Here is a 24372-nt window from a genome sequence, read left to right on the forward strand (position 1 = left end):
TCTTCGGCCATCACCGACCGGGGGGCGACGCGATGCGGAATGTGGCCGGACCGGCGACCACGGTCCGGCCACACCGACCACAACCGCCACGCAGCCCCTCGGCCGTCATCGACCGGGCAAGGTGGTGCCACTCGGACCCGACGACGCCGCGTCCGTCGTCTAACGCCACCTTCAGGAATGTTGTCCCGCAGTTCGGCGAGCACCGGGCCGGTCGTCAACCCTTCATGAGGATGCTGAGCACGAACCGCTCCGGGAAGCGGTCCTCCCATCCCCACTGCTGGTGCCAGGTCTGGGTGTTCTGTTCCGTCCCGTACATCTGGAAGTACCATTGCGGGTCGCCCGCGCTCAGCGTCTCCGCGCTCTCGTGCCGGGCGAAGTTCTCCATTGTGATGTAGTCATTTCCGCTGCGGGCGACCACCGAGGCGAAGTGGAAGTCCAGCGGACCGGACGAGGCGTCATTCTTCAGCGCCTTGATCATCAAGACGTCGCCGACCGCCGGCGGCGGGGTGAACTCGTTGAGTGTGAACTTGCGAGCCGCCGCCAGGAACCCGGCCGGCACGGTCTCGCGCAGCCGGATCGCCTCCTGGAGCAGGTTGGCCAGGTGGCCGATGTACGCCTGTTCCTCGACGGGCTTGGGGACTTTGCCGATGGCCGCCTCCCGTGTCCGGTCCAGGTCCTTCTGCCGCTGCGTGGCGTTGGTGCCCGTCAGCTCGCCGAGGATCTTGTTGACAGCCGCGAAATACCGCTCCTCGCCGACGGTGGGCAGGTTCCGCTGGTGCGTCACCTCGGAGGCGATCTCGTTGCAGCGCTGGGCGAGACGGACGTCGTTGCCGCGTTGCACGGTCGGCTCGGTCTCCGTGCTGTAGCTGGGGGCTGCCGTACCACCACCGGCTCGACCTGCCAGAGGACCAGTTCCTCCGACTTGTTCTTGATCTTGAGGATCTTCCGTGTTCGACGAAGGACGAGGTAGTCGCCACTTTCGGCTTGCCGGATCTGAACTATGCCTTTGAGGTGCTTGTCGGCTTCCGCGATGCGTTTCTCGGTGGCGAAGAACGCCTTGGCCTGGCCTTCGACGTCTTCGATGGCCAGGTCGCGCTTTGCCGAGATGCGCAGCGGCACGGTGCCTTCGTACCGGATGTTCGGCTCACCGGACCCGCTGACGTAGCTGTTGTCGACTGGGTGCTGCGACGGGAAGAAGTCCTCGCCGGGGGGCCGCTCCTGGCCTTGCTCGTCGCGCGAGCCCCGGGTGGGGTAGTCGGTCTCGCCCGGCTGCATGACCACGTAGCGCTGCACCGATTCCTCGTCCGCCCGGCCGCTCGGCTCACGCTGGTCGATCGCGGTGGTTCCCGGGATCGACGGCTGCACGCCGGAGGTGACTTGGCGTGCGTTGGCCTCGGCGGCCCGCTCGAAGCGGTCGTTCGGATCGGAGACCGTGAGACCGTCGCCGTGGTCGGTCCCGGCGACGGGGCCGGAGCGTTGCTGGATCACGTGGGTCAGCTCGTGGGCCAGCGTGTGCTTGTCGGCTCCGCCGTCGCCGATGACCACGTGGTCGCCCGAGGTGTAGGCCCGTGCCCCGATCTCGGCGGCGGAAGCCCTGGCGGTGCTGTCGGCGTGGATGCGGACGTCCGAGAAGTCCGCGCCGAGCCGGGCTTCCATCTCGGTACGTGTGTCGTTGTCCAGGGGGCGACCGCCGGCGCGCAGGACGTCGTGGACGGCGGAGCGCTGTACGGGATGCCCGGCCTGCTGATGGTTGCCGTCGGTGTCGTGCTGGTGTCGCTCCTGGGCCCCCGGGTGTCCGGCGCGGCAGAGCATCTGGACGACTGCCGCGTTGCCGATGGTGCTCTGCAACGCGAGCAGTGGCGTCCGGGGCGCGGCCTGAGGTTGACGGGCCGGTGCGTCGACCTTTCGCACCCCGGCCGTCCTGGCCTGATTTTCAGCGTGCATACGACTCTCCCTCGGTGGACAGACGACTCCCCCTGGGTACCTGGGACGTGGGCGGTCGAGCCAGGTACCCGAGGGCAGAGTGAGGGCAACGTCGGGGCTGAGCAGCGGCACGGCGGTCGGCGTTGGCACCGGAGTCCCGGCGAACGGCCACAACGCCGGCAATGACGGCCCGTCGCAGCTTCCTCGCCAACACCCCGACTGGTACCGGCCCGCCGAGCTGGGCCACCGCCAGGCCGTAGTACTTGGTAGTGCAGGTGACCACCGAGTTGGTGACCAGGGTCAGGAACCACCGGTGCGTGCAGCGACTCGCTCGCCGTTCGGGCCGGCACGACCTGGAGCAGGTACGCACCAGGCGACCGCTCACCGCGATATTCGCCGAGAACTCATGACAGTCGACTACGCGACCTCACCACTCCCTGGAGAAGGGTCACCAGCCGCTCGGTCCGGTCAACGGGCATCGGCTGCTTCCGGATTGGCCAGGACCGCAGGTTTGAGGACCTGCGCGCGGCGGTCGGCCGGCGCGGCCAGTTCCCGCGCCGTGAAGGCGGGTAGGTGTTCACCGAGGAAGTCGACCAGCCGGCGCGGCTCGTGGCCGGTTACGGCCCGGACGGTGGGGGTCGGCGTTTCCCGGTGCGTCCGGGTGAGGGCCTGGATCTCCAGCAGGTGCTCGACCAGCCACCCCGGCTGCCCGGTTCGGGCGAGGTCGTGGCGCATCCGGTCCGGGGGCAGGTCCAGGTAGCGGGTGGGCCGGCCGAGCGCGGTGAGCAGGTCGGCCACCTCCGGGTAGCTGACGGCCTCCGGTCCGGTCAGCACCAGCGCCTGTCCCCGGGTGCTCCGGCCGGTGAGCGCGACGGCGGCCACGTCGGCGACGTCGCGGGCGTCGACCATGTTGAGCGGGTGGTCGCCGGTCGTGCCGGTGAACGTCCCGGTGCGCCCGATCATCGGCGCGAGGCGCAGCAGGTTCTGCTGGAACGCGTAGGGGCGCAGGAACGTGTGCTCAAGCCCGGCCGCGACGACGGCGTGCTCGACCTCCTGGTGGATGCGGGCCACGGCCACCGCGTCGGACGCCGGGGCCGAGAGCTTCACGAGGTGCTCGACGCCCGCCCGCGCGGCGGCGGCCACGACGTCCAGTTCCAGTTCGCGTTGCCGGGGGCCGTTGCCCATCGCGAGGAACACCTGGCCCGCGCCGGTGAGGGCGGCGCGGAGGGCAACGGGGTCGCCCGCGTCGCCGACGACGTACCGCACGCCGGGGACCGGCTCGGCCGGCTCGGTGCGGACCAGCGCCGTCACGGGTGCGTGGCGGGCGGCGAGGCGGGGCAGCAGTGCGGAACCGACGGTTCCGGTGCCTCCGATGACGAGGATCACGACGACGTCCTTTCGGCGCGGACGGTGTCCGCAGGGGTGGGTGGGGTGCGCCGACCTCGGCGCGGGGAGCGGGACCGTGCCCACGCCCGGCCGGACAGACCGCCGCCGATCGCGGCGGAACCGAGCGTGAACTGAAGGACCGAGAGGTCGGCCAGGCCGTTGCCGATCAGCAGGGCGCTCGCCGCACCGGCCAACACCGTGCACACCAGAGCGGCCACGGCGACGGTGCGGGCGACGACGCCCCGGCCCGCCGCCTCGGGTGGGGTGCGGCCGTGCAGCCACAGCGTGACGAGCGTGGCCGCTGCGGCGGACGGGATGGCGATGGTGGTGCAGGAGGCTTGTTCGAGCCGGTCCGCGAACGCCGGATCGGGCACGAGCTGGGCGTTGAGGTAGGCGGTCACGGCCGGGAAGGCGTAGGCGGGCACCGCGCTGCGGATCACCGCCGACAGCCGGCCGGGGCGGGATCGGGCGTGGTTCACGGGTTCCTCCGATGTCGGGTGGACACGGGGAACGCTACGAATGTTGCTGCTGGCGCACTAGACGACAGTTGACGAACAGATTGTTCGCCTGTGTGCAACGATGAATCATGCCCGTACCGGATCTGGCTCTCGATGACGTCGCCGTGTTCGTCCGGGTCGTCGACACCGGTGGGTTCACGGCGGCGGCCGACGCGCTGCACGTGCCGAAGTCGACGGTGAGCCGGCGGGTCGCCCGCCTGGAACGGCGGCTCGGCACGCGACTGCTGAACCGGACCACCCGCGCGGTGACGCCGACCGAGGCCGGCCGGTCGTTCTACGCCCGCGCCTCGGCGGCGCTGGCCGAGCTGCACGACGCGGCGAGCGCGGCGTTCGACGAGCGCGAGGTGCCCCGGGGGGCTGTGCGGCTCGGGGCACCGCCGGACGTGGGTGCCGAGCTGCTCCCCGCCCTGCTCGCCGGGTTCGTCGCGGAGCACCCGGGGGTGCGGGTCGAGGTGACGATCGTCGTGGACCCGCCGGACCTGGTGGGGCAGGGCCTCGACGTCACCCTCCAGGTCGGCCGGCCGCACCACCCGGCGCTGTCGGCGGTGCAGTTGCAGGACATGGGTTTCGGGCTGTTCGCGGCACCGTCCTACGTGGAACGGGAGGGTGCGCCGGGGTCGGTCGCGGAGTTGGCCGGGCGGGCGTGCGTGGTGTTCCGCCCGGAGCGGGGTCTGGGCCGGTGGCGGCTGTACCGGGCCGAGGACCCGGCCGGTGCCGTGGACGTGGTGGTGCGCGGCCCGCTCGCGGCCGACGACATCACGTTCGTGCGCCGCGCCGCGATCGCCGGTGCCGGCGTGGCCCTGCTCCCCCGCCTGGTCGGCGAGATCGCCGTGCGCGAGGGGCAGTTGTGCCCGGTGCTGCCGGAGTACCGCACCGACGGCCTGCCGCTCTACCTGGTCTCCCCCGCGTCACCCCACGTGCCGCTGAAGGTCCGGGCTCTGCGCGATTTCCTCCTGGCGCACTTCCCGCGCTGAGGCGGATCGGCTTCACCCGCGCCGCGCGAGGATGGCGGCGTGGGGCCGTCTGCCCGGTACGACGAGGCTTTCCGTTGCCTCCACGAGGAAACCCGCGTCGTCGAGGCGCTGCGACATCTCCTGGACCGGCCAGAAGTACGCGGTCGTCACGGCGTGCGGGAACGGCTCGACCCGCGCGCCCTCGAACATGCCGAGCAGCAGGCTGCCGCCCTCGCGCAGGCACCGGGCGAACTCGCCGAGGACGCGGGGCACGTCCCGGGGGTCGGTGTGGATGATCGAGTACCACGACAGGACGCCGGCCAGCGAGCGGTCGGGGACGCCGAGCGCGTCCAGCTCGGCAACGCGGTAGGAGCCGGCGGGGAAGCGCGATCGGGCGATCTCGACGAAGCGCGGCACCAGGTCCACGCCCTCGACGTCGCAGCCCCGCGCGCGCAGGAAGTCGGTCCACTGCCCCGGCCCGCACCCCGCGTCGACGATGGGCCCGGACACCCCGTCGGCCCACCCGGACACCGACTTCCGGTCCAGCTCGGGCATGCCCTCCGGCGGGCAGAACAGGGCGGTGTACTCCTCCGCCCGCCGGCCGTACGCGTCGCGCACGTCGTCCACCGACACCGAGCACCTCCTGGGGATCGCGGCGTCCGATCTCGCCGCCGCACGCTCGCCGCCGACATCGAACCACCCCCGGGCCCGGTCGGGTGATGTGCTCGACCACGGTTGTCGTGGTGTTGGCCGAGCGGATCAGGATGCCTACGCTGGTCCACGGCACGTGCACCGCACGTGTCCCACGGAAGGACCACAGGAACCACGAGTATCCTCGGGAGCCTCCAGTGAGAAGCTCGAAGACCGTGCTGTTCGCCCTGCTCGTCACCTGCGCGGCCGGCCTCCCCGCCGCCGCATCGGCCGCGCCGGCGTCGGCGGACCGGCACGCGTTCGCCCTGTCCAGCACCGCTTTCGCCAACGGCGGCAGCATCCCCAAGATCCACGAGTGCACCAGCGGCGGCGGCAACGACCCCGCCAAGAAGAACGAGTCCCCTCCCCTGGCGTGGTCGGGCGCTCCGGCCGCCGCCAAGAGCTACGCGGTCGTCATGCGCGACCTGGACAACGCGAGTCTCGTCCACTGGGTCGTCTACGACATCCCGGTGGGCGCGACCTCGCTCCCCCAGAACGTGCAGCACGTCTACCAGCCCCCGGTCCCGGCCGGAGCCCGGCAGGTCTACTACCGGGGGAGCGCGAGCCTGTTCGGCTACCAAGGACCGTGTTCGCCCTCGACGGTGAACACCTACGAGTTCGTCGTGCACGCGCTCGACCGGGCGTCGTTGACCACCCTGAACGCCAACTCGTCGACCCAGGCCGCCGTCAGGGCGATCACGGCGGCCTCGATCGGCTCGGCCAGGATCAGCGGCGAGTCGTAGGGCCACCGCGCGCCGCCCGTAGACCGCCGTGGGGCGGCGCGCACCGGGCGTCCTCAGCCGGCGGCAGCGCCGAACCACGTGGGCAGCCGGTCGACCAGGTCGTCCTGGTCGTCGCCGACCCACGCCACGTGGCCGTCCGGCCGCAGCAGCACGGCGGGCACGTCCAGCTCCTCGCTGACGTCCACGACGTGGTCGACCCGGTCGGCCCAGCCCGCCACCGACAGCCGCCCGGTCTGGTCGAGCAGCAGTCCCCGGCCGCCGTGCAGCAGGCCGTAGAGGCGTCCCCGCCGCAGGCGCACGTCCCGCAGCCGGCGGCCGAGCAGCTCGTGCCCCGGACCGAAGTCGTAGCGGATCGCGGTCGCGATGATCTTCTCGATCAGGTACCGGCCGACCTCGGGGAACTGCATCAACTCCGCCATCAGCGCGCGCACCGCGCCCGGACCCGGTTCGAGGGTCGTGAGCTCGGCCTGCGCGCGGGTGTTGTCCAGCACGGCGGCGGCGACCGGACGCCGTTCGGTCTGGTAGCTGTCGAGCAGCTTCTCCGGTGCCCAGCCCCGGACCTGTGCGGCCAGCTTCCAGCCGAGGTTGACCGCGTCCTGAAGGCCGAGGTTGAGGCCCTGCCCGCCGTAGGGCGGGTGGATGTGCGCGGCGTCGCCGGCCAGCAGCACCCGGCCGAGGCGGTAGTGCTCGGCCAGCCGGGTGGCATCCCCGAAGCGGGAGAGCCAGCGCGGGGAGCGCATGCCGAAGTCGGTGCCGGCGAGCTTGCGCACCTGCTGCTTCAGCTCGTCCAGGGTCGGCGGCACGGTGCGGTCCTCGGCCACCCCCTCGGCGGGCGCGCCGATGCGGTAGACCCCGTCGCCGAGCGGGATGGCACCGAACCGCTTGTGGGTCTGGTGGACTTCGGCCACGACGGCGGCCACGGTCTCCGGCGGGGCGGTCAGCTCCACTTCGCCCAGCAGTGTCTCGACCCTGCTGGGTTCGCCCGGGAAGTCGACGCCGAGCAGGGTGCGGACCGTGCTGCGACCGCCGTCGCAGCCGACGAGGTAGCGCGCACGCAGGCGCGTGCCGTCGGCGAGTTCGGCGGTCACCCCGTGGTCGTCCTGGTCGAGCCCGACCAGTGCGCGCGAGTACCCGATCTCGACGCCGAGCCCGGCGGCGCGCTCGATCAGCAGGCGTTCGGTGGTGGTCTGGGGAATGGCGAGGACGTACGGGTGCGTGGTGTCCAGTCCTTCCGGCGGCGGTGTGCGGATACCGGCGAAGAATCCACCGAGCGGGTGTTTCGTGCCGAGTTCGAGGAATCGCTCCACCACTCCGCGCTGGTCCAACACCTCCAGGCTGCGCGCGTGCAGGCCGAGCCCCCGGACGACCTTGGTCGGCTCCGCGTCCTTCTCCAGCACGACCACGTGCACGTCGTGCAACCGCAGCTCACCGGCCAGCATCACGCCGGTCGGCCCGCCGCCGACCACGATCACGTCGATCATCCAACTCCCCCGTCGTACCGGTGTGATTCCGGCTGATCCCGTTCGCGGTGCACTCGATTCCCGCGCGGGTGCCGGCTCCGGCCGGTGATTCTGCGCCACGACCCGGGTCTTGCCGCAAGTCCCCCTGTGCGCTATAAATTAGACATGGCAAGGAGTGTTCATCGCTCCTTGCCATCGTCATTTTCCGCCCGCCGTGGTCGGTCGGTTCGAGCGGCGGCCCGGGTGCGGACGTGGTGAAGGGGAGAGGTCGCTCTCGCGGCCTCTCCCCTTCACCCCCACCACCCGGTGGAGCCGGGAAGTCCTTACGGGTTCAGCGTCACCCCGTACGCGCTGAGCGCTTCCGCGACCGGCTGGTAGTACGACGTGCCGGTGCCCTTGCCCGAGGTGATGCCCAGGCCGACGCTGCCGGCGAACAGGCAGCCGCCGGAGTCACCGGGGTTGGCCAGCGCGCTGGTCTGGATGAGCTGGTGCACCGCGCCCTCGGAGTAGTTCACCGTGACGTTGAGGCGCTGCACCGAACCCGAGGTCAGCCGCGTGGTGCTGCCGCTCTTCTGGATCCGCTGCCCGACCGTGGCCGGGGCGTGCGAGCTGATCTTCTGGCTGGAGCCGTTGTACAGGCTGACCGCGCCCGGCGCGCTGCCCGTGGTGTTGCGGATCAGGCCGTAGTCGTTGGTCGGGAAGCTGGCTCCCTGCGACGGCCCGACGTTCCACTGGGACACCGCGCGGGTGCAGTGCCCGGCGTCGACGATGTAGTTCTGGCCGCCCTTGTTGGTGTTGAAGCCGACCGAGCAGCGGGTGCCGCCGCCGGTGATCGCCTCGCCGTTGAGGATGGCCAGGCTCATCTCACCGGTGACCCGCTCGACCCGCACGCGGTCGCCGAGCCGGTCGGCGGTGCGCAGGAGCGTGGCGAGGTCGCCGCCGGTGGCCGAGGAGGACACGCTCAGCACGACCTGGTTGGTCTTGGGGTCCAGGCCGACCGAGGTGTGGGTGACGGCGGGCACCGCTTCCAGCGCGCCCTGGGCGGATGCGAGCACCGAGAGGGAGTGCTTGACCAGCTTGGGCTCGGCCCCGGACGCGCGGACCTGGTCGGCGGCGGCCGGGTCGAGCACGTTCACCACCGGCTTGCCCTTGGCGTCCAGGTAACCGCCGGCGACGCGGCTGCCCAGCGCGTCGCCGATCCGGTCGAGGGTCCGCGCGCTGGAGTCCTGGATCCGGAGGATCTCGGCCGCCGCCGCAGGGGAGATCCCCTCCCGGGTGCCCATGTCCGCGATCGCGGACTCGGCCACGTCGGAGGCGTACCCCTCGATGCCGGCCGCCGGGGCGGCCGTGACGCCGGCGGCGAGGGCACCGGCGACCAGGGCGATGGCGGACCGGGCGGCGAAACGCCGCCCATTGACGATCTTGCGCATACCGGCAACTCACTTTCACAGGGAAGCGCGGGGTGACCGCGCCGATCAGTGGGTTGTGCCGGGCGCGTTGTGCCCACCCGGCACCGGACAATTCCGGCGCATCCCAGCCTGTTCCCGCACGCCGCACCCCGGTACCGCCTTTAGACGGAAAGCAGAGGACTTCGAAACGTCACGGAGACGCTCGGGTGAGCCGGGGGAAGTCCCTGGGGAGCCGGCCTTCGACAAGCGTCGGATGGCGGGCCAAATGGGTGCACGGGTCGATATAACCGCTGTTCAGGGCGGTGCGGACAAGTGGGCCGGGAGCACTCCCGGTCGCCGGGGCGGGACGGGAAAGCCCTCTGCCGGGTCCGGATTCGGAGAAAACCGACCGAATGTTCGGAACTGTTAAAATGTAAAGTTTCGGCGTGGTCCCGAAGGGGTATGACGCGCTCACCGCGAATTAAAAGGTGAATACCGGTCGGTATCGACGGGAATACGCCGGAGTGGCGGAGGAGTCGAACGCGGTCTTGTGGCCGGTGTGGACGGTCGTCCGTCCACACCGGCCACGAAGTACGCGTGATCTCAGGAGACGCAGAACTCGTTGCCCTCGGGGTCGAGCATGACCCACCAGTGCCCGGCCGGACCCCGGTCGACCTCCTGGACGCGGGTCGCGCCCAGCCCCTCCAGCCGGGCCACCAGCTCGTCGAGGCCGCCGGGCTCGCTGTGGACGTCCACGTGCAACCGGTTCTTGACCGTCTTCCCCTCGGGGACGTCCTGGAACAGCACGCGCCGACCGCGACCGATCCCGCTGGTCCCGTCGAACGGGTCGTCGGGGTGGCGGATCGCCGAGTAGCCCCGGAAGAGCTTGTGCCCGTTGTGCTCGACGACCGCGTCCTCGCCGAGGTGCCCGGCCGCCAGCAGGTTCTCGATCAGCGCGCCGGGGTCCTCGACCTCGTAACCCAGTGCCGCTGCCCAGAAGTCCGCGAGGTTCGGTGCGTTCGTGGTGTCGATGACGAGCTTCCAACCCAATGCCATGTGGACAGTTATAACCGCACGTCGGCCGGCGGCGGGAGGGGAGAACCCGCGTCGTGGATTCGGTGGCGTGGATTCGGCGGCGTGTCAGCAGGCGCAGTGCCCGCCACGCCACGCTTCGCGGCCTTCCTTCACCGCGACGCCGGCGATGACCAGGGCCACGGCCGGGTCGGCCCAGGACCAGCCGAACGCCGAGTTGAGCACCAGGCCGACCAGCAGCACGCCGGAGAGGTAGGTGCACAGCAGGGTCTGCCTGGAGTCCGCGACCGCACTGGCCGACCCCAGCTCACGTCCGGCGCGGCGCTGCGCGGCGGACAGGAACGGCATCACCAGCAGCGACGCGGCGGCCAGCACGATGCCGGCGGTGGAGTGCTCCGCTTCGGCGGCTCCGAGCAGCGAGCGCGCGGACTCGACGGTGACGTAGGCGGCCAAGGCGAAGAACGACACCGCGATGACCTTCAACGCCGCCCGCTCGCGCTTCTCCGGGTCGGCACCGGAGAACTGCCAGGCCACCGCAGCGGCCGAGGCGACCTCGACGACCGAGTCCAGCCCGAACCCGATCAGCGCGGTGGACGACGCGATCTTCCCGGCGGTGATCGCCACGACCGCTTCGACCACGTTGTAGGTGATGGTCGCGGCGACCAGCAGGCGCACCCGCCGGGTGAGCACCGCGCGTCGCTGCGGGTCGGCGGTGCCGCGCGGGTCGGCGGCCGGGTCGGCGCGGCCGGTGCTCACCCGCCCGCCTCTGCGGAAGCCACCGGCCGCTCGTCGTCGTTGAGGCAGGGCTCGGCGGTGTCCACCGCGAGGACCACCTTGACCAGTTCGCCCAGCGCCCGCGCCAGGTGGGCGTCGGCCAGCGCGTAGCGGACCTGGCGGCCCTCGTAGGTGGCCTCGACGAGCCCGCAGCCGCGCAGGCACGACAGGTGGTTGGACACGTTCGACCGCGTCAGCCCCAGGTGGTCGGCGAGCTGGGCGGGGTAGCTGATCCCGTCGAGCAGACCCACCAGGATGCGGCAGCGGGTCGGGTCGGCGAGCGCCTTGCCCAGCCGGGCCAGCGCATCCTCCCGCGTCTCACACTTCAGCATGTCGGCAACCATACAGTGAACGCTGTACTACAGTCACGGCTGAATCGTTGACCGCCGGGAAGGACCATTCCGTGGCCGCCGTCGCGCTGCTGCTGTACCTGCTCTACGTGCTGCTCGCGTTCGGCGTGCGCACCGCGCTGCACCACCGGCGCACCGGCTCGACCGGCTTCCGGGGCCTGAGCGGACGCCCCGGCTCGGCTCCCTGGTGGGGCGGGGTGCTGTTCGCCGCCGCCTTGGCCGCCGGCCTGCTCGGACCGCTGTCGCAGGTGGCGGGCGTCCTCCACCCCCTGGCCGCGCTCGACCACCGCGCCCTGGACGTCGTCGGCGTGGTGATCACCGTCGCCGGGATCGCCGCGACCCTGGCCGCCCAGCACGCGATGGGCACCGCCTGGCGCGTGGGCGTGGACCCCGACGAGCCCACCGCCCTGGTCACCGACGGCGTGTTCGCCCACGTCCGCAACCCCGTCTTCACCGCCATGATCGCCACCGGTGCCGGCCTGGCCCTCACCGCCGCCGACCCGGTGTCCCTGTCGGCCCTGCCCGCCCTCGTGGTCGCGGTGCACCTCCAGGTCCGCGCGGTCGAGGAACCCCACCTGCTCGCCCGGCACGGCGGGACCTACCGCGACTACACCGCCCGCACCGGCCGCTTCCTGCCCAGGTGGGCAGGTCTCGGCGCACCGTCGTCCGAGACGTAGCCGCGACCGCCCGAAGCGCGGGTCGAGCACCACCGCGTCGGTGCTGCCGAAGCCGGCGGACGGCCTGATACAGTCGCCGCCGTGACTGCCGGGTCGGCCTTGCGCCATTACCGAGACGGGCACCCGGCTCAGGCTTGAGCACGGGGTGGGCCCGAGGCCCACCGCTCTCCTCCGGACACCGCGCCGAACACGCGGACGACGTTCTTTCCGTCGATCCGGAGGAAACCCTTATGCCACTTGATTTCAACCAGCAGGTCGTCGACGAGTTCCGGGCGAACCGGGGCAAGGTCGGCGGCTACTTCGAGAACGCCCGGCTGATCCTGCTGACCACCACCGGTGCCCGCAGCGGCCGGCCGCACACGAGCCCGCTGGGCTACCTCCCCGACGGCGACCGGATTCTGGTGCTCGGGTCGGCCGGCGGGTCGGACAAGCACCCGGACTGGTACCACAACCTCGTCGCCGACCCGGTCGTGACCGTCGAAGACGGGGTGTTCACCTACCAGGCCAAGGCGATCGCGCTCACCGGCGAGGAACGCGACCGGCTGTTCGCGCGGGCGGTGGAGTCCGACCCCGGCTGGGGCGAGTACCAGGCCAAGACCCGGCGGGTGATCCCCGTGGTGGCGCTGGAGCAGACGGTGCCCGGCCCGCCGGACGTGAAGTCCGTGGGCGAGGGGCTGCGCGTGGTGCACGACGCGTTCCGCCGCGAGCTGGCCACCATCCGCGCCGAGGTCGCGGCGTCCGGTCCCCGGCTGGGCGCGCAGCTCCGGGTGAACTGCCTGACCTTCTGCCAGGGCCTGGAGTTCCACCACCGCGTCGAGGACGGCGGGATGTTCCCCGCGCTCGGCCACCGGTACCCGGAGATCGCGGACGTGCTCGCACGACTCGGCGAGCAGCACGAGCGGATGTCGGTCCTGCTCGCCGAGTTGCAGGAGGTGGTCGGCGGTGACGGGAGCGGCGAGGGCCTGCTGGAACGGGTCGACGGGCTCATCGCCGAGCTGGAGGAGCACCTGACCTACGAGGAGGAACAACTGATTCCCCTGCTGGACTCCTGAGCGTCCCGATAGGGTGCGGCCCTGCGCAGTGGGGGGCCGGTGTTCCAGAACCCGCGCGGCCTGGGGGTCGCGGTGATCGTGTCGGTGTGGGTGGTCGTGGCGGCGGACTTCGCGCTGGCCGCCTGGGAGTGGGCGTACCTGGCGTCCGCCGAGGACCCGGGCCCGCTGGTCGCGGTCCTCGTGGACGGTGTGAACGCGGTGTCGCTGGTGGCGCGTCCGGTCGCGGTGGTGCTCGTGGTGGCGTGGCTGTGGCAGGCCCGGTCCGCCGCCGGGCACGCGCCGCACCGGTACGCGCCGAAGTGGGTGGTCTGGGGGTGGCTGCCCGTCGTGGGCCTGTGGGTCCCGCGACGGGTGGTGGCCGACGTCTGGGCGGTGAGCGCGCCCGCACCGGACCGGGCGCGCCGGGCGGTGGTGACCTGGTGGTGGGTGCTGTGGCTGCTCTACGACCTGGGCACGGACGCGCACTTCGTGCTCACCCTGGTCGTCGTGGACGACCTGGACGCGCTGCGCGCGATGGTGCGGTCCGGCGCGGTGTTCCCGGTGATCGCGGCGGGTGCGGCGGGGTGCCTCACGGTCGTCGTGCGGCGGATCTCGGCGTGGCAGGCCGCGTCCACCGGGGCCACGGTGTCCACAGCGTCCACTGTGGAGCGTGTCGCGTGATCGGGCTGGACCTGTCCGACGACGACGTCGCGCGCGCGGTGCACCGGATCGGGTTGCGGGCCTACGCGGTGGAGGCCGCGCTGATCGGGTCGACCGCGATCCCGGCGCTGTCGGAGACGTGGGAGGAGATGCGCGCCCGGCCGCTGCGGTGGCTGGGCGCGCACGCGGACGGCGTGCTGGCCGGGTTCGCCGCGTGGTCGCGGGTGGGCGGTGTGCTCGACATCGCCCGGCTGTGCGTGGACCCGGACTTCGCCCGGCGCGGGCTGGGCCGGGCGCTGGTGTCGGCGGTGCTGGCCGAGGGCGGACCGGCGGTGGTGGCCACGGGGGCGGCGAACGCGCCCGCGATCGCCCTGTACGAGGCGGTGGGCTTCCGGCCGGCGGGCACGGTCGAGGTGGTGCCGGGACTGGTGATCGCCGAGTTCACCCGGCCAGGAACGCCCTGAGCATCGGCAGGAACCCCGGTGGCAGGCGGTCCACGTCCGGCACGCCGGGGGCGGGGTCGCGGGTGAACAGGGCGTGGTCCGCGCCCGGGAACACCGCGAGGCCGGTGGTGTGCGGCGCGAACACCGCGACGCTCTCCGGCACCGGGATGATGTCGTCCGCGCCGCCGAACACCGCCAACAGCGGCACGTCCAGGCGCGGCAGCAGGTCGCCGGGGTCGACGTCCATGCTGCGGGCGACGAACGCCAGCCGCTCGGGCAGGTCGTAGACCAGCGACACCCGCGAGTACCAGGGCCGGTCGCGGAACCGCTCCTGGTCGGCGAGGATCCGCTCGGGCGCGTCCCCGGCGCGCAGCCGGCGGGTGCGCTCGTCCACCCACGCCATCGCCTCGTCCGCGACCACGCCGTCCGGCTCCAGGGAACGGGCGATGCGCCACCGCTCCTGGGCGGCCATCGACGTGCCGGGCCCGGACACCGTGACCACGTGACCCACCGCGCCGGTGGTCGCGGCGAGCAGCGACACCCAGCCGCCCTGGCTCCACCCGACCAGCCCGACCCGCGCGGGGTCCACGCCGGGGAACCCGCGCAGCACCCGCGCGGCGGCGAGCGCCTCGGCGGCGCGGTCGGCCAGCGACTGGTCGCGCCAGTTGCCCGGTGACGGCCCGCAGCCGGGTTTGTCGTGCCACAGCACGGCCGCGCCGCACGAGGTCAGCCACGCCGGCCAGTCGCCGTGGTCCTCCAGCGCCGAGTTGCCGGAGCCGTCGACCAGCACGAGGCCGGGCAGGTCCGGACCGGCGGCGGGGCGGCGCACGCGCGCCCGCAGCGGCCCCACGGAGGTCTCCTCCTCGATCCACACCGGATCGACGGTAGTCGAAGTCCGATCCAGGACCGGACCTGTCCTGATCATTGCCTAGCGTGGTGTCCGTGACCGAGATCCGACAGTTCCGCGTCGACGGCCCGTTTGCGCGGGCCGGCCGGTGAACGTCGTCGCGCGCAGGATGGCCCGGCACGCGCTGACCGTCCCGGGGACCACGCCGGCCGAGGTGGTGCGCGCGATGTGCGGCGCGCACGCCCAGGTGCTGTCCGCCGCCGAGCTGTCGATCGGGTTGCGCATCCCGGGGATCACCCGCGACGAGGTGCGCGACGCGCTGTGGGTGGACCGGGCGCTGGTGAAGACCCGGGGGCCGCGCGGCACCGTGCACCTGTTGCCCACCGAGGACCTGCCGATGTGGCTGGGCGCGCTGGAGCCGCTGCTCGACCGCACGCCGCTGCTGACCGACGCGCAGGTGGACGAGGTGGTCGCGGCGATCGCGGACGCGGTGCGGCACGCCGAGCTGACCGCCGACGAGCTGACCGCCGAGGTGGTGGCGCGGACCGGGCCGTGGGCGGGCGAACGCGTGATGGAGGCGTTCCAGGACAGGTGGCCGAGGTGGATGGCGGCGATGGTCCCGGCGACCTTCCGGGGCGCGATGTGCTTCGCGCCGAACAAGGGGCGCAAGACCGCGTACACGAGCCCTCAGCGGTGGTTGCCGGGCGTCGCGCCCGACCCGGCGGGCCCGGTGCGGCTGCTGCGCTCCTACCTGCACTCCTACGGCCCGGCGACGCCGGCGCACTACGCGCGCTGGCTGAACGCGCCGCAGCGGTGGGTGAACGAGGTGTTCGCGCGCGCCGACGTCGAGGACGTGCCCGGCGGGTTCGTGGTGCGCGGGGACGTGCGGTGGCCGGACGAGCCGCCGCGCGGGGTGCTGCTGCTCCCCTACTTCGACGCGTTCGTCGTGGGCAGCCACCCCCGTGAGGACCTGTTCCCGGGGCGCGCGTGGCAGCGGGCGCTGGCCCGTGGCCAGGCGGGGAACCACCCGGTGCTGGTGGTCGACGGCGTGGTGGCCGGGGTGTGGCACCAGAAGCGGTCGGGCCGGCGGATCGCGGTGACCGTGGAGGCGTGGGGCGAGTTCACCGCCGGGCAGCGGCGCGGGCTGGACGCGGCGGTGGACCGGGTCGGCGAGTTCCTGGGCGGGGTGCCGGAGCTGGTGCTCGGCCCGGTGACGGCGGGCCCGCACGCGTAACCGTTGTTCTAGTACTAGAGTAGTCGGCATGGTCGCGTTGACACCCGCCGAGCTGACCTTGCTCGGCCTGCTCGTGGAGCAGCCCCGGCACGGCTACGAGTTGGACGAGGTGATCGCCGGGCGCGGGATGCGGGAGTGGACCGAGATCGGGTTCAGCTCGATCTACTACCTGCTGGGGCGGCTGCGGGACCGAGGGCTGGTCGCGGAGGTCGGTGCCGCACCCGGCACGGGCCGGCGCAAGGTGTTCGCCGCCACCGACGAGGGTCGTCGGGCCTGCGCGGAGGCCGCCGAGGAGGCGATCGCCGTGCCGCGCCCGGTGTTCCCGCCGGTGCTGGTCGGCCTGGCGAACCTGCCGGCGGTCCCCCGGGACCGGCTGGGGCCCGCGCTGGAGCGGCGGGCCGCCGCGCTGGCCGAGCGGGAACGCGAGGTGCGGGCCGCCGCCGGGCGGCCGGCACCGGACTTCGTCCGCGCGATCTTCGACTACTCGCTGGCCCAGCTCGCCGCCGAGCGGGCGTGGCTGGCGGACTACCGGGCCGCACTGGGAACTGGAGAACGCTGATGCCGCCGTACGACCTCAAGCGCGAGCTCAAGGAGTTCTACGCGCCGAAGAACACCACGTGGGCGTTGGTCGACGTGCCCGAACAGCGGTTCATCGCGGTGGACGGGAGCGGCAACCCCAACACCGCGCCCGCCTACGTCGCGGCCGTCGAAGCGCTCTACGCCGTGGCGTACACGCTGAAGTTCGCGGCCAAGCACGACGGCCGGGATTTCGTCGTGGGGCCGCTGGAAGGGTTGTGGTGGGCCGACGACCCGGCGGCGTTCACGGTGGGGGCGAAGGACTCGTGGCACTGGACCCTGCTCCTCGCCCAGCCCGACTGGATCACGCCGGAGGCGGTCGAGGAGGCCGCCCGGACGGCGGCGGCGAAGAAGAAGCTGCCCGCGATCGGCGACGTGCGCCGGTTGACGTTGCACGAGGGTCTCAGCGCCCAGACCCTGCACGTGGGGCCTTACGACGACGAGGCACCGCTGCTGGCCGAGCTGCACGACCGGTTCCTCGCCGCGCACGGCCTGGACTTCGGCGGCGTGCACCACGAGGTGTACCTCGGCGATCCGCGTCGGACCGAGCCGGCCAAGCTCAAGACCGTGCTGCGCCAACCCGTGCGATCGTTGGCCTGACCAACGAGTAGCTAGACTGCGGGGCATGGACTCCAAGGGGGCACCCGCGCGGTTGCGCGGCACGCCGAGCTGGTTGCTGGGCCAGACGGCGCTGCTGGCGCAGCGGCTGGTGGCGGACCGGCTCGGCGCGGAGGGCGCGCGCCGCCACCACTACGCGCTGCTGGCCGCGCTGGAGGAGTTCGGGCCGGCCAGCCAGGCCGAGCTGGGCCGGCGCGGCGGCGTGGACCGCAGCGACGTGGTGGCCACGGTCAACGCGCTGTCCGATCGCGGGTTCGTGGAGCGCTCGCCCGACCCGGGCGACCGGCGGCGCAACGTCGTCACGCTGACCCGGGCGGGCGGCGAGCACCTGCGGCACCTGACCGGCGTGCTGGCCGGTGCGCAGGAGACCCTGCTGGCCCCGCTGTCGGACGCGGAACGTCAGGACCTCGTGCGGATGCTGACCTCGGTGCTGGAGCACCACTCGTGACCCGGCCGGGCGTGATGCGCGCGGTCGTGCTCAGCGGGCCGGGCCCGGTGGAGAACCTGTCCGTGGTCGAGCTCCCGGTGCCCGAGCCGCCGGCCGGGTGGGTGCGGATCGAGGTCGGCGCGTTCGGCCTCAACCGGTCCGAGCTGCACACCCGGCTCGGCCTCGCCGGGGGCGTGGTGTTCCCCCGGGTGCCCGGCATCGAGGCCGTCGGCGTGGTGGACAGCGACTGCGACCTGCCGCGCGGACAGCGGGTGGCGGCGATGATGGGCGGCATGGGCCGGGTGTTCGACGGCGGGTACGCCGAGTACGCGGTGGTGCCGCGCGAGGTGCTGATCCCGTTCCGGTCGGACCTGCCCTGGGACGTGCTGGGCGCGGTGCCGGAGACCGTGCAGACCGCGTACGGCTCGCTGACCACGGGCCTGGACCTCCAGGCCGGGCAGCGGCTGCTGATCCGGGGCGGCACGTCGGCGCTCGGGTTCGCCGCCACGACGCTGGCCCGGGACATCGGCGCGACGGTGCTGGCCACGACCCGCAGCGGGCTCCGGCTCGACGTGCTGCGCGCGCACGGCGTCGAGCACCCGCTGGTGGACGACGGCGAGGTCGCGCGGCAGGTGCGGCAGCTCTACCCGGGCGGGGTGGACGCGGCGCTGGAACTGGTCGGCACGCCGACCCTGCCCGACACGCTGGCCGCCACGCGCGTGCACGGCACGGTGTGCTTCACCGGCACGCTGTCCGACGAGTGGACCGTGCCCGGGTTCTCCCCCATCGGGTACCTGCCCAAGGGCGTGCGGCTGACCGCGTACCGCGGGGAGAGCGCGGACCTGCCGGCCGAGGTGTTGCAGCGCTACCTGGACCGGCTGGCCTCCGGCGAGATCTCGCCCGGCCCGATCACCGCCTACCCGATGGCGGACATCCGGCGCGCGCACGACGACCTGGAGCACAACCGCCGGGTCGGCAAGCTCGTCGGGCTCCCCCGGGCGCATCCCGCCGGCGGCGGTCCGGCCGGCGGCGATCCGGGGGACCGTCCCCGGCGGGGGTGAGGCGACCCCACCCGGCGGGGCTCACACCAGCCGTCCCCGCCGTGGTGCCGGGCCGGGTGGTCGCGGTGGTCGTGGTCGACGGGCCGGTGGCCGGGCCGGGCCCTGCGGGCGCGCCGTCGCCGGGCTCACGCCACCGCTCCCCCGGCACGGCCGTCGCGCGCTCAGCGCAGCCGGCGGATCAGCTCCGCCACTTCCGCCGGGGTGAACTCCACCGCCGTCACCCCGACGCTGAACTCCAGCGCGCACCAGCCGGGCACGCCGGTGTCCCGGGGGTGGGTCGGCAGCTCGATCCCGGTGTCCGCCAACAGCGTGCGCGCCGCCGCCGAGGCGACCTGCGCGGAGACCGGGAGCAGGACGTGGAACAGCGACGACTGCGGCACCTCGGGGCGGGTGCGGGCGTAGCCGTCGGCGTTGATCGCGGCGGCGATGGCGCGGGCGTGGTCGAGGAACTCGGCCATCCTCGGCAGGAGCTCGTCGAGGCCGACCAGCGCGGCCAGCGCTTCGGGCCAGGCGTCGGACAGGCTGCCGCCGAGCCGGGTGCGCCACAGCCGGGCTTCGGCGATGACCTCCGCCTCCCCGGCGAGGACGGCTCCGCGCACGCCTTCGAGTCCCTTGTAGAGGGAGACGTAGACGGTGTCGAAGAGACCGGCGATCTCGGCGAGCGGGCGGCCGTAGAACGGTTGCGACTCCCACAGCCGCGCGCCGTCGAGGTGGGTGGCCGCGCCGTGCTCGTGGGCCCAGCCGGTGTGCGCGACCAGCTCGTCCCAGGCGGGCAGCAGGCCGCCGAGGTCGCGTTGCGGGAGTTCGAGCAGCAGCGCGGCGAGCGGTTCGCCGATCTGCCGCAGGTCGTCGAGGGTGATCGGCCGGTGGTGGTCGCCGACCGGGCGGTGCACCAGGTGGTGCACGGCGGCGAAACCCTGTTCCTCCCACTTCGCGAGGTGGCTGTGCGGGTGGGCGGCGAACGTGCGGCGGTTGCGGCGGTCGGCGTGCACCCGCAGCGCGGTCTGCTGCGCCATCGTCCCGCTCGGGAAGTACAGGGCGGCGGGCTTGCCGAGCAGCCCGGCGATCCGCTCCTCCAGTTCGGCGACCGGCTCGGTGAGCTCCGTGCCGGGCGGCACCCGGTCGAGCATCCGGCGCAGCACCGCGTGCGGGTCGCGGCGCACCGAGGAGTGCAGGACGAGGGAACGACGGATCTCGGGGGCCATGGGCCGGAGTCTCGCCCGGTGGCGGTGCGCCCGGCAACGGGTTTCCGGTCACGTGCGTCCAATGATTGGGATTTCCTGTCCATCTTCCGGGAGCGGTGTCGATACTGGGGTCATGGGGAAGGTCTACGAGCGGATCGACGGTCGGTTGCGGGCGTTCATCGAGGCGCAACCGGTGTTCTTCACGGCGAGCGCGCCCCTGGCGGCGGACGGGCACGTGAACGTCTCGCCCAAGGGTCGCGCCGGGTCGCTGCGGGTGCTCGACGACCAGCGGGTGGCCTACCTCGACTTCGGCGGCAGCCACGCCGAGACGATCGCGCACCTGAGGGAGAACGGCCGCGTCACGCTGATGTGGTGCGCCTTCGACGGGCCGCCGAAGATCGTGCGGGTGCACGGCACCGGTGAGCCGGTGTTCCGCGACGACCCCCGGTTCGCCGACCTGGTGTCCGGCTTCGGCGACGCGGACGGCCCGGGGCTGCGCGCGGTCGTGGTGGTGACGGCGAAGCTGATCAGCGACACGTGCGGGTACGCGGTGCCGTTCATGGACTACCGGGAGGAGCGGACCTTGCACGCGGACTACTTCGGCCGGAAGTCGGAGGGGGAATTCGCCGAGTACTGCGAGAAGAAGGACCACAACCAGGAGAGCATCGACGGCCTGCCCGCCCTGCCCCTCCCCCTGCCCCGGCGTCCTCGCGGCTGACCCGGGGGCGCGGTCTGCAATCCTGGGCGGGTGACGCAGTTCGTGTTCTTCTGGGGCCACACGCCGCGCGCGGCCGACACCGTGGGCAAGGAGTGCCTGAGCCAGTGGTGGGAGGGCGACTTCGCGGTGGACGGCCGGACCTACCGCACCGCCGAGCACTTCATGATGGCGGCCAAGGCGGACCTGTTCGGTGACGCCGAGGCGGCCGGGCGGGTGGTGGCCGCGCGCACGCCGGGCGAGGCCAAGGCCCTCGGGCGGCAGGTCCGGGGCTTCGACGCGGAGACCTGGGCCGCGCACCGGCTCGACGTCGTCGTGCGCGGGAACCTGGCCAAGTTCGCCGCGCACGACGCCGCCCGGACCTTCCTGCTGGGCACCGGCGACCGGGTGCTGGTGGAGGCGAGCCCGACGGACCGGGTGTGGGGCATCGGGCTCGCCGCCGACGACCCCCGGGCCACCGACCCGCACGCCTGGCTCGGGCTGAACCTGCTGGGCGAGGCGCTGATGGAGGTGCGCCGCCGGCTCGCCGGGTGAGCGCGCGGCGGGTCCGGGCGGCCTCAGGGCACGACGCGGTAGTGCGTGGTGAGCCGCCCGTCGGCCAGGACGTGGAACGCCAGCGCGGGCGGCAGGTCGCGGTCCATGACCCGGTCGGACTCCCACGGCAGCGACAGGGTCGACACGACACCGGGCGCGACCAGCACCGGGCGGCCCGCGAAGGTGGTGGCCGCGCCGGTGTGGGCGTGACCGCACAGCACGGCCACCGCGTTGCCGTGCCGGGTCAGCACCTCGGCCAGCCGGTCGGCTTCGGTGAGCCGGATCCGGTCGAGGGTGGGCTCGTGCAGCGCGACCGGCGGGTGGTGCAGGCACACCACCGTGGGCGCGCCCTCGGCCAGCACGGTCTCCAGCCAGGCCAGCGTCGTCTCGTCGAGCAGTCCGTCCGCACGACCCGGGATGCTCGAATCGCACAGCGCGAACACCACCTCGCCCACCCGCGCCACCTGGTTGACCGGACCGTCGTCGGGCTCCTGGCCGAGCAGGGCTTCCCGGAAGTTTCCGCGCGCGTCGTGGTTGCCCGGGAGCAGCAGCACGGGGACCTTCGTGGACACCAGGTGTGCGCGGGCCAGTTCGTACTCGGAGGTGAGGCCGTGGTCGGCGATGTCGCCGGTGACCAGGATCGCGTCCAGCGGTCCGGGCAGCGCGTCGAGGTAGTCCACGACCCGGCGGGCCCGCTCGGTGGCGCGCGGGTCGCCGTCGAAGTGGGTGTCGCTGAGGTGGGCGATGACCATCATGGCGTCGAGCGTAGGTACGCGCCCGACCGGACGCGGCGGGACTCGCGCGAACGGCACCACCGCGCCCCTCCGACGATCTACGCTGACGGGGCGGCGAGTGGTGCCGATCACTCCGGAGAGGGGGCGGTCGTGCTGGCCGAAACGCAGCGCAACCGGGGAGCCGTGGGCCGGGTCACCGGGCTCGCCCGCAGCACGCCGGGCCGGTTGAGCCTGCTCGCGCTGCTGCTGATCGCGGCATCGCTGCTGGTCGGGGCGTTGACGGCGGTATCGGTGCAGCGCCGCTCGGACGCGCTGGAGGCGTTGGCGGACCGCAGCGAACCGCTCGCCTACGCCGCCCAGGAGGTCTACCGGTCCATGGCGGACGCGGACGCGACGGCGGCCAGCGCGTTCCTCTCCGGCGGCGTCGAGTCCCCGGGGCTGCGCGGGCGGTACGAGGCGGACGTGGCCAAGGCCGCCGCCGCGCTGTCCACCGCGACCGGCGAGATCACCCGCTCCCCCGAGCTCGCCGGGCCGCTGTCCACGCTGTCGGGTCAGCTCCCGGTGTACACGGGGCTGGTGGAGACCGCGCGGACGCACAACCGGCAGGGCAACCCGGTCGGCGCGGCCTACCTGCGCGAAGCCTCGCACCTGATGCGGTCGGCGCTGCTGCCCGCCGCGCAGGAGCTCTACCGGGCCGAGACCGGCAACGTGCTGCGCGACCTGTCCGGCGCGGGCACGTGGCCCTGGTCGGAGTTCCTGCTGGGCGCGGCGCTGATCGCGGCGCTGGTGCTCGCGCAGCGGTACCTGACCCGCAAGACGAACCGGGTCTTCAACGTGGGGTTGGTGGCGGCCACGGCGGCGTGCGCGGTGTCGTTGCTGTGGGTGGTCGTCGCGTCGTCGATCGTGGTCGCGCGGGCGTCCACGAGCGAGGACGACGCCAAGGTGACCGACATCGTCGCGCGGGCCCGGATCGCGACCCTGACCGCGCGCGGCGACGAGACGCTGACGCTGGTGGCGCGCGGCAGCGGCAAGGTCTACGAGGACCGGTTCGCCCAAGCCTCGCAGGAGCTCGACCGGCTGCTGGGCGAGGCCGCCGGGTCGGACGCGCCCCCGGTCGTGGCGGCGGCGACGACCCACCTCGGGCAGTGGCAGCAGGCCCACGCGCGGGTCCGCCAGGCCGACGACAGCGGGGACTTCACCGGCGCGGTGGAGTTGGCGCTGGGCGGTGGTGAGGCCGCCGTCGCGTTCGACGCGTTGGAGAAAGAACTGGTGGAGGCGCTGGACCGGTCTCGCGGCGAGCTGACGGACACCATCGCGGGAGCGCGTGGCGCGCTGTCGGGGGCGGTGCCGGCGGTGGTGCTGCTGGCGCTGATCGCGGCGGTGGCGTCCACGGCGGGGCTGTGGCAGCGGCTGAAGGAGTACCGGTGACGAAGCGGTTCGGACGGGGTCGGGGTGCGGTCGTCGGGGCGGCGGCGGTGCTCGCGCTGCTGGCGGGGTGCGGCGCGGTGCCGAGCAGCGCGCCGGAGATCGGCGGGGGCTCGGCGGTGCCGCCGCGACCGACCGGGGTGGAGGAGCTGACCGCGCCGCCGAGCGCACCGGCGGTGGCCGCCCCGTCCTGCGACGCGACGGCGAGCCTGCGGCCCTCCGGCCCGCTGCCGGCGGCGGGCCGGATGCCCGGGGGGTCGACCATGGCGCGGATCGCCGAGCGCGGCCGGCTGACCGTCGGCGTCGACCAGAACACCTACCTGATGGGGTTCCGCAACCCGTTCTCCGGCGAGCTGGAGGGGTTCGACGTCGACATGGCGCGGGAGGTCGCGCGGGCGATCTTCGGCGACCCGACTCGAATCCAGTTCAAGGTGCTGACCTCCGAGGAGCGGATACCGGCGCTGGAGAACCGCGAGGTGGACGTCGTGGTGCGCACGATGACGGTCAACTGCGAGCGGTGGCAGAAGGTCGCGTTCTCGTCGGTCTACTACCAGGCCGGGCAGCGGGTGCTGGTGCCCAGCACCTCGGACGTGACCGGGATCGAGTCGCTGGGCGGGCGGAAGGTGTGCGCCACCAAGGGTTCCAGCTCGCTGGCGAACGTGGCCGGCGCGCCGGCCGGGCCGATCGCGGTGTCGGTGCCGAACTGGACGGACTGCCTGGTGCTGCTCCAGCAGGGCCAGGTGGACGCGATCTCCACGGACAACACGATCCTGGCCGGGTTCGCCGCGCAGGACCCGTACACCAAGGTGGTCGGCCCGCAGTTCACCGCCGAGCCGTACGGGATGGCGTTCCCCCGGCCGGACGAGGACTTCGTCCGGTTCGTCAACGCGCTGCTGGAGCGGCTGCGGTCGGACGGCACGTGGGCGTCGATCCACGGCCGGTGGCTGGGCGCGCCGCCCGCGCCGCCCGTCGCGGCCTACCGGGACTGA

The 24372-nt window shown here is 73.1% G+C and carries 28 protein-coding genes; 15 read left to right on the top strand and 13 right to left on the bottom strand.

The genetic code is table 11. The annotated features are described in order from the left end of the window. Positions 1-214: 214 nt before the first annotated feature. From AB0G01_RS16115 to AB0G01_RS16130, 4 genes are all read right to left on the bottom strand, one after another. Positions 215-841 (bottom strand): hypothetical protein, encoded by a 627-nt coding sequence (locus AB0G01_RS16115; RefSeq protein WP_360945595.1) that lies wholly within the window; start codon positions 839-841, stop codon positions 215-217. After that, positions 781-1911 (bottom strand): DUF4157 domain-containing protein, encoded by a 1131-nt coding sequence (locus tag AB0G01_RS16120; RefSeq protein ID WP_360945598.1) that lies wholly within the window; start codon positions 1909-1911, stop codon positions 781-783. Before AB0G01_RS16120 ends, AB0G01_RS16115 begins: the two co-directional genes overlap by 61 nt. Positions 1912-2391: 480 nt before the next feature. Beyond that, positions 2392-3309, bottom strand: a complete 918-nt coding sequence (locus AB0G01_RS16125) for an NAD(P)H-binding protein (RefSeq protein ID WP_360945601.1) — start codon at positions 3307-3309, stop codon at positions 2392-2394. Next, complete coding sequence (locus AB0G01_RS16130; RefSeq protein WP_360945604.1) at positions 3306-3788, bottom strand: hypothetical protein; 483 nt, start codon at positions 3786-3788, stop codon at positions 3306-3308. The genes AB0G01_RS16125 and AB0G01_RS16130 overlap by 4 nt, the downstream gene beginning before the upstream one ends. Before the next feature lie 107 nt (positions 3789-3895). Here AB0G01_RS16130 and AB0G01_RS16135 point away from each other — a divergent pair, with 107 nt between their 5' ends. Continuing rightward, on the top strand, positions 3896-4801 hold the full coding sequence (locus AB0G01_RS16135) for a LysR family transcriptional regulator (protein WP_360945606.1): 906 nt from the start codon (positions 3896-3898) through the stop codon (positions 4799-4801). 12 nt (positions 4802-4813) lie between these two features. Here the strand turns inward: AB0G01_RS16135 and AB0G01_RS16140 are convergent, their stop codons facing one another. Continuing rightward, positions 4814-5413 (bottom strand): class I SAM-dependent methyltransferase, encoded by a 600-nt coding sequence (locus AB0G01_RS16140; protein ID WP_360945609.1) that lies wholly within the window; start codon positions 5411-5413, stop codon positions 4814-4816. A 215-nt stretch (positions 5414-5628) separates the two neighbouring features. On the opposite strand from AB0G01_RS16140, the gene AB0G01_RS16145 reads away from it, so the two are divergent. Beyond that, entirely contained in the window at positions 5629-6213 is a 585-nt protein-coding gene (locus AB0G01_RS16145; RefSeq protein WP_360945612.1) for a YbhB/YbcL family Raf kinase inhibitor-like protein, read from the top strand. Positions 6214-6266: 53 nt separating this feature from the next. On the opposite strand, the gene rox is transcribed toward AB0G01_RS16145, so the two are convergent. The 5 genes from rox to AB0G01_RS16170 all read right to left on the bottom strand — a co-directional run bounded on the left by rox (position 6267) and on the right by AB0G01_RS16170 (position 11199). Next, positions 6267-7694 carry a rifampin monooxygenase gene (rox, locus tag AB0G01_RS16150; protein ID WP_360945615.1) on the bottom strand — a complete coding sequence of 476 codons (1428 nt, stop codon included), beginning with the start codon at positions 7692-7694 and terminating at the stop codon, positions 6267-6269. Between the two features lie 302 nt (positions 7695-7996). After that, positions 7997-9103, bottom strand: coding sequence for a S1 family peptidase (locus AB0G01_RS16155; protein ID WP_360945618.1), 1107 nt, complete (start codon positions 9101-9103; stop codon positions 7997-7999). A 561-nt stretch (positions 9104-9664) separates the two neighbouring features. Beyond that, positions 9665-10117: a VOC family protein gene (locus AB0G01_RS16160; RefSeq protein ID WP_360945621.1), complete on the bottom strand. Its 453-nt coding sequence runs from the start codon at positions 10115-10117 to the stop codon at positions 9665-9667. Between the two features lie 84 nt (positions 10118-10201). After that, complete coding sequence (locus AB0G01_RS16165) at positions 10202-10849, bottom strand: cation transporter (RefSeq protein WP_360945624.1); 648 nt, start codon at positions 10847-10849, stop codon at positions 10202-10204. After that, positions 10846-11199: a metalloregulator ArsR/SmtB family transcription factor gene (locus AB0G01_RS16170; RefSeq protein ID WP_360945627.1), complete on the bottom strand. Its 354-nt coding sequence runs from the start codon at positions 11197-11199 to the stop codon at positions 10846-10848. Before AB0G01_RS16170 ends, AB0G01_RS16165 begins: the two co-directional genes overlap by 4 nt. A gap of 71 nt (positions 11200-11270) precedes the next feature. Here AB0G01_RS16170 and AB0G01_RS16175 point away from each other — a divergent pair, with 71 nt between their 5' ends. From AB0G01_RS16175 to AB0G01_RS16190, 4 genes are all read left to right on the top strand, one after another. Further along, positions 11271-11894: an isoprenylcysteine carboxylmethyltransferase family protein gene (locus AB0G01_RS16175; protein WP_360945630.1), complete on the top strand. Its 624-nt coding sequence runs from the start codon at positions 11271-11273 to the stop codon at positions 11892-11894. A 230-nt stretch (positions 11895-12124) separates the two neighbouring features. Beyond that, the gene (locus AB0G01_RS16180; RefSeq protein WP_360945633.1) at positions 12125-12946 is read left to right on the top strand and encodes a nitroreductase/quinone reductase family protein; all 822 of its coding nucleotides are present in this window, start codon (positions 12125-12127) and stop codon (positions 12944-12946) included. Between the two features lie 39 nt (positions 12947-12985). Then, entirely contained in the window at positions 12986-13606 is a 621-nt protein-coding gene (locus tag AB0G01_RS16185; RefSeq protein ID WP_360945636.1) for a DUF4328 domain-containing protein, read from the top strand. Next, positions 13603-14049, top strand: a complete 447-nt coding sequence (locus AB0G01_RS16190) for a GNAT family N-acetyltransferase (protein WP_360945639.1) — start codon at positions 13603-13605, stop codon at positions 14047-14049. Before AB0G01_RS16185 ends, AB0G01_RS16190 begins: the two co-directional genes overlap by 4 nt. On the opposite strand, the gene AB0G01_RS16195 is transcribed toward AB0G01_RS16190, so the two are convergent. Next, the gene (locus AB0G01_RS16195) at positions 14027-14902 is read right to left on the bottom strand and encodes an alpha/beta hydrolase (RefSeq protein WP_360945642.1); all 876 of its coding nucleotides are present in this window, start codon (positions 14900-14902) and stop codon (positions 14027-14029) included. The two genes, AB0G01_RS16190 and AB0G01_RS16195, sit on opposite strands and share 23 nt — an antisense overlap. 121 nt (positions 14903-15023) lie before the next feature. On the opposite strand from AB0G01_RS16195, the gene AB0G01_RS16200 reads away from it, so the two are divergent. The 5 genes from AB0G01_RS16200 to AB0G01_RS16220 are packed head-to-tail and all read left to right on the top strand — an operon-like array spanning position 15024 to position 18791. Beyond that, a complete protein-coding gene (locus AB0G01_RS16200) occupies positions 15024-16109 on the top strand; it encodes a winged helix DNA-binding domain-containing protein (RefSeq protein WP_360945645.1) in 1086 nt (361 codons plus the stop codon). Between the two features lie 28 nt (positions 16110-16137). Then, the gene (locus tag AB0G01_RS16205) at positions 16138-16668 is read left to right on the top strand and encodes a PadR family transcriptional regulator (RefSeq protein ID WP_360945648.1); all 531 of its coding nucleotides are present in this window, start codon (positions 16138-16140) and stop codon (positions 16666-16668) included. Next, entirely contained in the window at positions 16668-17285 is a 618-nt protein-coding gene (locus AB0G01_RS16210) for a GyrI-like domain-containing protein (RefSeq protein WP_360945651.1), read from the top strand. The genes AB0G01_RS16205 and AB0G01_RS16210 overlap by 1 nt, the downstream gene beginning before the upstream one ends. Before the next feature lie 25 nt (positions 17286-17310). Continuing rightward, on the top strand, positions 17311-17751 hold the full coding sequence (locus tag AB0G01_RS16215; protein WP_360945654.1) for a MarR family winged helix-turn-helix transcriptional regulator: 441 nt from the start codon (positions 17311-17313) through the stop codon (positions 17749-17751). After that, the gene (locus tag AB0G01_RS16220) at positions 17748-18791 is read left to right on the top strand and encodes a zinc-binding dehydrogenase (protein WP_360945657.1); all 1044 of its coding nucleotides are present in this window, start codon (positions 17748-17750) and stop codon (positions 18789-18791) included. The genes AB0G01_RS16215 and AB0G01_RS16220 overlap by 4 nt, the downstream gene beginning before the upstream one ends. Before the next feature lie 161 nt (positions 18792-18952). On the opposite strand, the gene AB0G01_RS16225 is transcribed toward AB0G01_RS16220, so the two are convergent. Beyond that, complete coding sequence (locus AB0G01_RS16225; RefSeq protein ID WP_360945660.1) at positions 18953-19996, bottom strand: beta-eliminating lyase-related protein; 1044 nt, start codon at positions 19994-19996, stop codon at positions 18953-18955. Between the two features lie 112 nt (positions 19997-20108). On the opposite strand from AB0G01_RS16225, the gene AB0G01_RS16230 reads away from it, so the two are divergent. After that, positions 20109-20693, top strand: a complete 585-nt coding sequence (locus tag AB0G01_RS16230; RefSeq protein WP_360945663.1) for a pyridoxamine 5'-phosphate oxidase family protein — start codon at positions 20109-20111, stop codon at positions 20691-20693. A 30-nt stretch (positions 20694-20723) separates the two neighbouring features. Next, positions 20724-21224 (top strand): NADAR family protein, encoded by a 501-nt coding sequence (locus tag AB0G01_RS16235; protein WP_360945666.1) that lies wholly within the window; start codon positions 20724-20726, stop codon positions 21222-21224. Positions 21225-21247: 23 nt separating this feature from the next. On the opposite strand, the gene AB0G01_RS16240 is transcribed toward AB0G01_RS16235, so the two are convergent. Then, positions 21248-21979 carry a metallophosphoesterase gene (locus tag AB0G01_RS16240; protein WP_360945669.1) on the bottom strand — a complete coding sequence of 244 codons (732 nt, stop codon included), beginning with the start codon at positions 21977-21979 and terminating at the stop codon, positions 21248-21250. 129 nt (positions 21980-22108) lie between these two features. Between AB0G01_RS16240 and AB0G01_RS16245 the strand changes: the two genes are divergently transcribed. Next, entirely contained in the window at positions 22109-23386 is a 1278-nt protein-coding gene (locus AB0G01_RS16245) for a hypothetical protein (protein ID WP_360945671.1), read from the top strand. Further along, a complete protein-coding gene (locus tag AB0G01_RS16250; RefSeq protein WP_360945674.1) occupies positions 23383-24372 on the top strand; it encodes a glutamate ABC transporter substrate-binding protein in 990 nt (329 codons plus the stop codon). The genes AB0G01_RS16245 and AB0G01_RS16250 overlap by 4 nt, the downstream gene beginning before the upstream one ends.

It is taken from the genome of Actinosynnema sp. NPDC023587 (assembly GCF_040640215.1).
Lineage (GTDB): Bacteria > Actinomycetota > Actinomycetes > Mycobacteriales > Pseudonocardiaceae > Actinosynnema.